Source organism: Lichenibacterium minor, assembly GCF_004137685.1.
Classification (GTDB): Bacteria; Pseudomonadota; Alphaproteobacteria; order Rhizobiales; family Beijerinckiaceae; genus Lichenihabitans; species Lichenihabitans minor.
In genome coordinates this window covers 1-8971 of sequence record NZ_QYBB01000084.1, presented here as the reverse complement: position 1 = coordinate 8971, position 8971 = coordinate 1, and the positions used below count along the sequence as shown (strand labels likewise).

13 protein-coding genes are annotated in these 8971 nt (G+C 62.0%); 9 read left to right on the top strand and 4 right to left on the bottom strand.

Going from position 1 to position 8971, the window contains the following annotated elements; genetic code table 11:
- Positions 1–454, top strand: a 454-nt coding sequence (locus tag D3273_RS28935) for a hypothetical protein (protein ID WP_207210917.1), incomplete at its 5' end; no start/stop codon positions are given.
- Positions 451–1200 carry a hypothetical protein gene (locus D3273_RS26470; RefSeq protein ID WP_129229955.1) on the top strand — a complete coding sequence of 250 codons (750 nt, stop codon included), beginning with the start codon at positions 451–453 and terminating at the stop codon, positions 1198–1200. The genes D3273_RS28935 and D3273_RS26470, both read left to right, overlap by 4 nt.
- Here the strand turns inward: D3273_RS26470 and D3273_RS26465 are convergent.
- Entirely contained in the window at positions 1145–1696 is a 552-nt protein-coding gene (locus D3273_RS26465) for a hypothetical protein (RefSeq protein WP_129229954.1), read from the bottom strand. The two genes, D3273_RS26470 and D3273_RS26465, sit on opposite strands and share 56 nt — an antisense overlap.
- A gap of 753 nt (positions 1697–2449) precedes the next feature.
- Here D3273_RS26465 and D3273_RS26460 point away from each other — a divergent pair.
- From D3273_RS26460 to D3273_RS26435, 6 genes are all read left to right on the top strand, one after another.
- Positions 2450–3205 carry an EAL domain-containing protein gene (locus tag D3273_RS26460; protein ID WP_129229953.1) on the top strand — a complete coding sequence of 252 codons (756 nt, stop codon included), beginning with the start codon at positions 2450–2452 and terminating at the stop codon, positions 3203–3205.
- Between the two features lie 204 nt (positions 3206–3409).
- Positions 3410–3589 (top strand): hypothetical protein, encoded by a 180-nt coding sequence (locus D3273_RS26455; RefSeq protein ID WP_207210916.1) that lies wholly within the window; start codon positions 3410–3412, stop codon positions 3587–3589.
- 167 nt (positions 3590–3756) lie between these two features.
- Complete coding sequence (locus tag D3273_RS26450) at positions 3757–4479, top strand: Crp/Fnr family transcriptional regulator (protein ID WP_129229951.1); 723 nt, start codon at positions 3757–3759, stop codon at positions 4477–4479.
- An 18-nt stretch (positions 4480–4497) separates the two neighbouring features.
- Positions 4498–5085 (top strand): chemotaxis protein CheB, encoded by a 588-nt coding sequence (locus D3273_RS26445; protein ID WP_129229950.1) that lies wholly within the window; start codon positions 4498–4500, stop codon positions 5083–5085.
- 307 nt (positions 5086–5392) lie between these two features.
- The gene (locus tag D3273_RS26440) at positions 5393–5647 is read left to right on the top strand and encodes a hypothetical protein (protein ID WP_129229949.1); all 255 of its coding nucleotides are present in this window, start codon (positions 5393–5395) and stop codon (positions 5645–5647) included.
- A gap of 210 nt (positions 5648–5857) precedes the next feature.
- A complete protein-coding gene (locus tag D3273_RS26435) occupies positions 5858–6112 on the top strand; it encodes a hypothetical protein (protein WP_129229948.1) in 255 nt (84 codons plus the stop codon).
- 76 nt (positions 6113–6188) lie between these two features.
- Here D3273_RS26435 and D3273_RS30085 read toward each other — a convergent pair whose 3' ends face one another.
- The 3 genes from D3273_RS30085 to D3273_RS26425 all read right to left on the bottom strand — a co-directional run bounded on the left by D3273_RS30085 (position 6189) and on the right by D3273_RS26425 (position 8039).
- Entirely contained in the window at positions 6189–6464 is a 276-nt protein-coding gene (locus D3273_RS30085) for a DUF6894 family protein (protein WP_428977811.1), read from the bottom strand.
- 346 nt (positions 6465–6810) lie between these two features.
- Positions 6811–7548, bottom strand: coding sequence for a Crp/Fnr family transcriptional regulator (locus D3273_RS26430; protein WP_129229947.1), 738 nt, complete (start codon positions 7546–7548; stop codon positions 6811–6813).
- A gap of 119 nt (positions 7549–7667) precedes the next feature.
- The gene (locus tag D3273_RS26425) at positions 7668–8039 is read right to left on the bottom strand and encodes a response regulator (protein ID WP_129229946.1); all 372 of its coding nucleotides are present in this window, start codon (positions 8037–8039) and stop codon (positions 7668–7670) included.
- 434 nt (positions 8040–8473) lie between these two features.
- Here D3273_RS26425 and D3273_RS26420 point away from each other — a divergent pair, with 434 nt between their 5' ends.
- Positions 8474–8665, top strand: a complete 192-nt coding sequence (locus D3273_RS26420) for a hypothetical protein (RefSeq protein ID WP_129229945.1) — start codon at positions 8474–8476, stop codon at positions 8663–8665.
- Positions 8666–8971: the final 306 nt, after the last annotated feature.

Genomic DNA, 8971 nt, shown 5'->3' with positions numbered 1-8971 from the left:
TTTAGCTCTCACGCTACGGTTCTGCGCGTTGTCCGACTGCTCCAAGATCGTCCCTCTTCGGAAGGCCAAGCGCGCCCTAGGCGAGGCGCGACCGCCCCGGCTGCGCTCTGCGGTGACGAACGGGACCAAGCTTTTCGTTGACGGGGCCCACGAAGGCCCGTGGGCGAGGCGCTTCCGCGATCTCGTGCAGCTCCACGAGGAGGATCTTGGGACACCCGATGGCCTGTCCGAACTCCAGCGTTCCCTCTGCCGCCGCGTGGCGACGCTGGAGGTCGAGTTGGAGCAAATGGAAGGGAAGCTTTCTAAGGGGGAGGACGTCGACCTCGAACTCTATCGCGCCCTGACCGGCACCCTGTCACGCGTCGGCACCAGCTTGGGGGTCAAGCGGGCGCCCCGGAGGGCCCTGACGATCGCGGAGCGCGCCGCCGCGGCGAGCCGGGAGGCGGGTCATTGACCTTCCGCGACAGTCCGCACCCCCTGGCATTCTTCGGCTTGCTCCGTTGGATCGACGGCCGTCCGCTACTCGACACCATCGAGCCCTACCGCCGTGAGATCCTGTCCGCCGTGCTCTACGACTTCGACGGCGACCGGCCGCGCTACAACTTCGCCCTGACGGGTCGGGGGAAGAAGAACTTCAAGACCTCGGACCTCATTCTCGCGACGCTCTATCGCTTCATCGCCTGGCACAGCCCGGCGGGAAACGACTGTTTCACGCTGGCGAACGACGAAGGTCAGGCTGCGGACGATCTGAAGTTGGCCAAGCTCCTCATCGCCGCCAATCCCGACTTGGCTGCGGAAGTTCGGGTGCTCGACAAGGAGATCGTCCGCCGGGACGGCCGTGGGACGCTGGCGATCCTGCCGGCGAAGGACAGCGCGGGCGCTCACGGCAAGACCTACTCGATTTGTGGCTTTGACGAAATTCACGCCTACAGGGGGCATGAGATCTTTGAGGCGCTGGCCGGCGACGAGCTTGCGTTCAGCCCGGTTCATTTCTCAGGCGACAAGGTGCTGTCCCACACGATCCGGTTCGAGCGCGGGCGCTACCGGGTGCGCGGCGCAGACGGGACGGATCTGGGCGCCTTCGCTACCTTCGCGGGGGCGAGCCGGGCGGGGTTGAAGGCGAGCGCTATGGCACAGGGAAGCGTCAGCGTTGATGAGCGGCAAGATCAAGCAGTTTTCGACGCCTCTCCTGGCTCTTGAGCAGAAAGCCGAGTTGCGATTGATCGTATTCGGCGCGCGTACCGCCAAACTCCTTTTGCCATGAAGGCCAGCCTTCATCGATCCAGGCTTGATCGATAGGCTTGTTACAGACCATCTGACTGCCTCCTGGTTCGATAGAACGACAATCGAGGTTTTCGTCAGCTCGAAGGGTTAAGAAGCCGCCTGTTCCTATATCAGTGATCCCAGGCACCGTGTTCATCAGATCGATGAGAACTCCGTCTGGAGCCTGGGCTTGCGCCCGCTTCACGTCCGCCACGTGGTAGGCCGAATTGTGCTTCGCCAAAAACTCGGCAAGGCAGCGGTCGGCGATGTCGCTCGCCATCACCATCGAGCCGCGCCCGAGATTGGTGGCCGACAATCGATCGACGCAGGCAAACCGTTCCTTCCAGTCGAGGTCGGCACCAAGGGCGGCATCCTCTGCCCACCCCGGGCCCACGGCGACCACGAGAGCGACGGCAGCGAGGGCGAGGCGCATGGGCGTAAGTCCGAGCTATCCCGATCGCGTCGGGGTAGTCGACGCTACCGCCGCGGGCCGGGCCCCGCAATACGCCGCCACGCCGCGCTGATCCGGGCGGCCGGGGCGGAGCGGTGGCCGCTGGACCGGCTGTGCCTCGACGATGATGCGCCGATGGTGTGCAAGGTGGAGCGGGTCAGGGCGGCGCTGGAGCGAACTCCAAGCTGACGTAAGGCCTACCGCGGCACCTTGTATCGCTCCGCCAGGCCACATCCGGCCATGACAACTCGCTTCGGCATCGCGACTATCGCCATCTGGCAGATGCGCCTGATCTCATCCTCAGTCAGGCTCGTCGGGTGATCTGCACCTCGTATTGCGATACGGGCTATCTCAACCCAGAACGCCTGTTGGTTGTCCTCTCTGTTCGCCGGGCGAAGCGGAGTCGGTCGAGTGGGTTGCATCGCACGGCTCTCCAGTGTGAGCCATGGTTGTGCCTAGCGGCGTCGGTGTACAATCACATTCGATAAACTGACGTCAAGAATGTCACACCTGCTGCGGGCCACTGTCCCCGAGCAGTGGCGGATGGAGCGGCTGTGCCTCAATGACGAGGATCCGGTGGCGTGCGACCTGGGACGGATCAGGGCGGCGCTGGGGCGGGAGGGCGGGTGCCTGACGCTAGGTCAAGGACAATCCACCGCAGGAAATTTTGTCAGTAACATATGATAGGCCTGTTGGAGCGTAGATTTTGGATGCGCTCATTTTGGACACACGCCCATGTCGATCGGATGTCAGGGTTGCCACGATGGGATTGGCTTCCCTCTGCCGTTCTCCATGGCGTTTCAGCCTATCGTCGATGTCGTCTCAGGCACGACGTTCGCCCATGAGGCCCTCGCGCGGGGCATTAACGGCGAAGGTGCCTACACGGTACTATCAGCCGTCGACAACGCGAACCGCTATGCCTTTGACCAGCAATGCCGCGTGAAGGCGATCGAGCTCGCGGCCAAGCTCGGCCTGCCGGACGATGGAGCGTATCTCTCGATCAACTTCATTCCTAGCGCGGTCTATGAGCCCCGTGCCTGCATCCGCTTGACCCTCGATGCAGCGAGGCGGACCGGGTTCCCGCTCGACCGCATGATCTTCGAGTTCACCGAGGTCGAGAAGCTCGACACGGTCCACCTCCTGAACATTCTGAAAACCTACAAGGCCATCGGTTTTAAAACCGCCATTGACGACTTCGGCGCCGGCTACGCTGGGCTCCAGCTCTTGGCACAATTCCAGCCGGACATCGTCAAAATCGACATGGACCTGGTCCGCGGTATCGACGCTAGCCCGGTCAGGCGCTCCATCCTGCGCCACTCGCTGCGGCTCCTTGAGGAGCTGGCAATTACGCCGATCTGCGAAGGCGTCGAGACGGCCGATGAGTTACGCGTGCTTCAGGATCTCGGGGTGCGCCTGATCCAGGGATACCTGCTCGCCAAGCCGTCTTTCGAGAGCCTTGCAACGCCGATCATCCCGAAGCCGAGCGTTTAATAAGTCGGCCGAGCCGGAGCCGCCACCTCCCGCGCCAAGGGTCGATGCGAGGGCTGCGGCCGGCCGCACGGGCGCGAGGTCCTACACCTCGGCGACGGCCTGTGGTGGGACAAGGACGCCGGCACCTGGCGCTGCGGGCAAGGCAAGCGGCACCGACGCCTGCGACCGCCGCACTCCACCATCCTGCCGATGCCCCGGACGCGGGTGTTCCTGTCGACGTGCCACCTCGACCACGACTCGCAGAGCAACGCGGCCGACAACCTCGCGGCGCTGTGCCAGCGGTGCCACTTCCTCCACGACGCGCCGGAGCACCGTAAGCGCCGGGCCGTCACGGTGCGGGCCCGGCGGGCGTGTGGGGACCTGTTCGAGGGACCGTATGTGTGAGACAAGCCAGGGTCGGGCTTGGCGGTAATTCTTCAACCAACAGTCAAAAACGCATTGTCCCTCGGGCCCTAATATACGACAGTCCTTGATGCCGCTGTGAACGGCAGCTTGGCTCTCGCGGAGATCTCACCGGTCGGTGGCTCGGGGCGTCGTTCTCTGAGGACGCCATGGAAAACCTGCTCATCCGCAAGCTGGAACGGTTCGCTCCCCTATCCAGCGACGATCGCAAGCTACTGGACGAGATCGTCATTCCGAGTCGCCTGGTGCCAGCACGATCGGACCTAATCCGCGAAGGCCAGACCTCCGACAACGTCCGCCTCATCCTCAAGGGCTTCGCCTGCCGCTACAAGCTGCTGCCAACCGGGGGGCGGCAGATCGTGGGCTACCTCCTGCCCGGCGACTTCTGCGACCTGCACGTCTGTATCCTGAACGCCATGGACCACAGCATCGCCACGCTGTCGCCCTGCACTGTCGTCGATATCCCGCGCCAACGCATCCTGGACCTAACGGACCGGCCGGGGATCGCCCGCGCCTTCTGGTGGGTGACCCTCGTCGATGAAGGCACGTTGAGGGAGTGGCTCCTCAACATCGGCCAACGGCATGCCCTCCAGCGGATCGCCCACCTCCTGTGCGAACTCTTCACGCGACTGCAGACCGTGGGCCTCGCGGAGGTCAGTGGCTTCGAACTGCCCCTGACACAAGCCGACATCGGCGACACCGCCGGCCTGTCCTATGTCCATGTGAACCGATGCGTGCAGACGCTACGCGATATGGGGATGATCACAATCAAAAACAGGGCCGTCGTCATCAACGATCTTGACCGCCTGATGAAATATACGAGCTTCAACCCGAACTATCTCCACCTTGATGGTGTTTATCGCGTCGGTTGAAGCGGAGCGACGTCGGTCATGAGTGCCGCAACCACATCCTGGTTCGTCGCGATCGGAGCTTCGGGCCCCCTCGGTCTCAGCGATATCGGGGCGCTCCTGCGAGAATTGCCAGCGTCACTGAACGCGGTCGTGATGGTCGTCCTGCATCGCCCGTGGGACAGGGTGAGCCATCTCCGAGAAGTGTTGTCTCGTTCGTCTCAGATGCCGGTCCTCGTCGCCATCCAAGACGAGCACTTCGAGGCCGGGCGAGCCTACATCGGCGAGCCGGCTGAGCACCTGACGCTGGCTTCCAAAAACTTTGGGCTACTGGTCGAGGATCCGGATCGCCGATACCGCAATCGCACGGTCGACCTCCGGCTCATGTCCTTGGCGGAACATGCGGGCGCCCGCAGCATCGGCGTGATCCTACCCGGCTTTCTGGACGACGGGTCGCGGGGGCTCGCCGCCATACACCACGCCGGCGGCCTGACGATGGTAATCCAGCCGAGCGGATCGCCGACCCTAGGCATGCCGGAGAACGCCATCTCCTACGACGGCCCCATCGATGTCATCGGGAGCCCCGAAGAGATCGCGCGTGCCATCACGGCCAAAATCCCACGTTCGTAAGGGGTCTAGGGAAGGTCAGGGCGGAAGCGACCCTTCTCATCCATTCGCCGCAGAGACCCGTGGTCGGACGGATTCCGCAGGCGACACGGTTGGTGAAGCCCTACGGTTTAACAGCCTCTGCGCGAAGGTTCAAGCACCTCTTGAGTAACCTATGTTATTAAACCACCATCTGCGTTTCTGCTTAGATATTAACTAATTATAAAGACCTTGCGCTACCGCAGGCCATATTGGTCAAGCGCGATTGGTGTGGAGGTGACACGGACAGTCTCGGTCCTGACAAGGATCTCCCGTCGATTGAGGATCGGCCATGGACAATCACGTCTTCCACGCAGGAATGACGCTTACCTTCCTTGACGATCTCACCGATCGCTTCGGATGTTCGAAGCTTCCCTCGATCGGGCCTGCATGGGATGCGGCTTGGCTCGTCTGTGTGGCATCAGATCCTCGGCATGAAGTCGCAGCACGAATGGCGCTTGCCGGCGTTGTCATCGAACTGGACCAGCTATCAGCCACTTCCGCGCCGGTGCAGGCCAATGCTCCAGCCGTGCTGGCATCCCTATGATCGCCGACGCCGGACTGCTCGACTTTGTCTATGTCGGCATTGTTCTGGGGAATATGATGCTCCTCGCTGTCCTCTGGCCTGCGCTGTCATGGCTGTCTAGAGAAGAGGCAACCGAGGGCAGCGCCGAAGCGAATCGATCCAGCGATCGGCAAGCCTCTCCGAATTCACAACGCCTGACGGGCGTTTCGTCAACACAAAGGAAATTCAGCTATGCGCTTCGCCGCCCTCCTTGGCATCGTCACGATGCTCGCCTTCAGCATAACCTGCCGCGCTGATGAGCAAGACATCAGTCCTGCACTCCGCCAAAAAGCGATCGCCGTTTGTACAGTCGATGCGGAAAGGTTATGCCCCGACTCTGTTTCAAGTGAAAACCAGGCAATTTCCTGTTTAGCAGGAAAACGATCTGAGCTTACATCGGCATGCAAGAGTGCCTATGACGAAGTTGCGCACGCCTTGAAACAATAGGGCGAAAATTATTGTGGAAGGTCAACAGACTGTCTGACTTCGAGCAGGTGTATGGCTTAGGCCCTGGTCGGCCCTCTCACGTCAGGCTCGATATGAGATTGCGGCCAAAGCCTCCCTCGGGTCTGCTTCGGTATGTTAGTGCCACCTGGACGGAGAGCAAGATATTTCCATTAACGTCGGCGACATCGACGCGGAGAGGTGAGATTGGCGAATGCCCGAGGCCCTGATCTTGGAGTATGACGCCTGCCATATGTATCGCCTGTCGACGCGCATCGTCGAAGTCGACCACGTCGCTGCCATCTCGGTCCGGGCTATTAGCTCCATCAAGGATATTGAAGTGAAATCGAGGCATAGTACTCACTCTTCATCAGGGAGGCGCGCTCAACCCCCAATCGTCATCGTCATCGTCCGAACACTAAGCTGACGATGTCATGACGCTACGCCAGTTTTGAACTTATTTCATTCACATGGGATAGTCCCATCGTTGGCGTGACATCATGCCTGCTCTGCCAATCCATCGAATTGTCGCGGAAGCCCCATCAACTTGCGAATGGAGCGGATAAGGCGTTTGGAGAAGGCGCGTGCGGACGCTTCCTCTCCCGAGCCGACCTTCGCGAGGAACTCGCGGCCGACCGAGGCTCGTCACCGTGGTGCGAGACAGCTGATCGCGGGTTGACGAGCAGACCTGTCGGTCCAAGTCAGCTTGGCGTCATTACCGGCTTGGTCCGATAAGGGGCGAGGTGGAGGTAGTTGGGGTCGAAGCCACTGAACCGCTTCAGGCCGTCGACATCGAGCACGGCGAGGCTTTTGCGGTCGAAGGTGATGAACTTCTGGCCGCGCAGGAACTGCAGCACCCGGTTGATGTGGACCGTGGAGAGCCCCATCGTGTCGGCAAGTTCGGCCTGGGTGAGGGGCAACTCGAAGCGGTTGTCCGACACGAGCCCGACGACCTCCAGCCGCACCAGCAGCTCGCACAGGAAATGGCCGACGCGCTCCTCGGCGCGGCGGCGGCCTATGTTCACGAGGGCTTCGCGCAGTGTGCTCTCGTCGACCAGCGTCGCCCACCACAGGGCGCGGGCGATGGCGGGTCGCTCAGTCAGCCGCAGAATCGTGTCGCGCGGGATGTCCACCACGCTGCAGGGCGATAGGGTTGCGATGCCGTGGTCCATCTTGTCGAGAATGAAGACGTGCAGGTCGCAGAAGTCGCCGGGTAGCAAGTAAGCAAAGATCTGCCGGGTGCCGTCCGCCAGGTTCTTATAGCGGATGGCGAAGCCCGAGGTGATGAGGTGGACGTCGCGCGGCACCTCGCCCTCGCGGATGATGTCTTCGTGCGCCCCCACAGTGTGGTGGTCCACCGTGATGCCAGCGAGGAGAGCCGCATCTTTCGGGTTGAAGGGACAGAAGCTTCCCAGCTTGCGCAGCAATGCGTCGGTCAAGGTCTTCTCCCGATCGGACGGTGTTCGCCCAATCGGTCACGCTATCATGCGTTACAGGTACGGTCCTAAGCAAAAGACAGAATGAGCCTTGAAAACGACGTCGACGGCCGAAGCTCCGATCAGTCCGGCAACACGAAGTCGAGGACTTCCAGAGCACGCCACGGTTTTGGCACAAGTTTGACGCTCGCCAGTAGACCCGCCGGTCGCGTCTTGGTCTGCCCGGACGTCACGCAGATCCTGATCCGAGGACAGTCGGCGTTCGTGGTGATGGCGAGAGCAAAGCCGTCGATCGTGTCCCGCACGCCGATGTCGACGAACAGCGCCGCTATTTGGTCAGCATGGGTTTTGAGATAGCCGTAGGCGACGTCGCCAGGGTCGCAGGCGAAGGGCTCCAGCTTGCACTCTTCGACCATCTCGCACGCCATGCTGGACAGCGCGGCCTCGTCCTCGACGACCATGATGGTGACTCGATGTGGCTTGGCCGTCGTCATGGTCCAGCGTCTCTCGATCGATACCGTCGGTTTCACATCTGACGATTTAGGCAATGGCAGGTCGCCGATAGCATGAACAGTGCTCCTTGCCATGCCGACCCGAGCGCCGCGAGCAAGGCCGCCAGCATGGCGTCGTCGAACGGGTCAGCCTACGCGCCTTCTGCCTCGCGCCGGACGGCCCCAGCGTGGACGTCGAGCTTGGCTCACGTACTGGCGGCATCGATCGTCTTTCGGAGTCTCAATATGGGGTCGATATAGCTCCGATTGGCTGGTGTGAGACAGGCGTTCCCTGTCGATTGTTACCTTCCCTGCATGTCGCGGGCATGTTCAGCGCAACGTGATCGCCGCCCTCAAAAGCAGTCCTTCACGGATCAATGCAACTTCCGCAATCGGCAATCAGTCCTCTCTCTGACATCGAACAGAGGAACACATCCATGCGCCTTCTCAAACTCGCCACCGTCGTCCTATGCGTCTCACCGCTCGCCCTCGTGTCGGGCTCAGCCATCGCCGCCACGGCTCACAACTCCCAGGCTGGCGGCGTCGGGCCTTCGTCCAACGCCGGCGACTCCACGGTCAGCTCGCGGCACGTGAAGCACTCTGTGAAGCGCATGCGCAAGTCCATGTGAGGTCGTCCATCGACGCCCACAGGTCGGTCGTCGGAGCTCCTGCTGGTTGACTAGTGGGCCACATGCCGCGAGGCTCGCCGCCCACAGCAGGCGCGTTGGCCTTCTCCGACCGCTTCGACTTGCCCTCGTCCCCGGGCTCGATGTCCACGAACTTGATCGCCATGGCCCCGCCTGCTCTGGTGCCTCTCCCGTCCCTGACATAGGGCGTGCGACCGACGAGGGCAGGCCTGATCATGTGCGGACGGTTCTCGCAGCGCTACACCTGGTCCGAAGTCCACGCCTTCCTCGACGTGATCGGCGCGCCGA

What these genes read in the sequence shown, in the direction of transcription:
- D3273_RS26465 (WP_129229954.1), bottom strand. Translation starts at nt 1,696, where the DNA reads ATGCGCCTCGCCCTCGCTGCCGTCGCTCTCGTGGTCGCCGTGGGCCCG.
- D3273_RS26460 (WP_129229953.1), top strand. Translation starts at nt 2,450, where the DNA reads ATGTCGATCGGATGTCAGGGTTGCCACGATGGGATTGGCTTCCCTCTG.
- D3273_RS26450 (WP_129229951.1), top strand. Translation starts at nt 3,757, where the DNA reads ATGGAAAACCTGCTCATCCGCAAGCTGGAACGGTTCGCTCCCCTATCC.
- D3273_RS26445 (WP_129229950.1), top strand. Translation starts at nt 4,498, where the DNA reads ATGAGTGCCGCAACCACATCCTGGTTCGTCGCGATCGGAGCTTCGGGC.
- D3273_RS26440 (WP_129229949.1), top strand. Translation starts at nt 5,393, where the DNA reads ATGGACAATCACGTCTTCCACGCAGGAATGACGCTTACCTTCCTTGAC.
- D3273_RS26435 (WP_129229948.1), top strand. Translation starts at nt 5,858, where the DNA reads ATGCGCTTCGCCGCCCTCCTTGGCATCGTCACGATGCTCGCCTTCAGC.
- D3273_RS30085 (WP_428977811.1), bottom strand. Translation starts at nt 6,464, where the DNA reads ATGCCTCGATTTCACTTCAATATCCTTGATGGAGCTAATAGCCCGGAC.
- D3273_RS26425 (WP_129229946.1), bottom strand. Translation starts at nt 8,039, where the DNA reads ATGACGACGGCCAAGCCACATCGAGTCACCATCATGGTCGTCGAGGAC.
- D3273_RS26420 (WP_129229945.1), top strand. Translation starts at nt 8,474, where the DNA reads ATGCGCCTTCTCAAACTCGCCACCGTCGTCCTATGCGTCTCACCGCTC.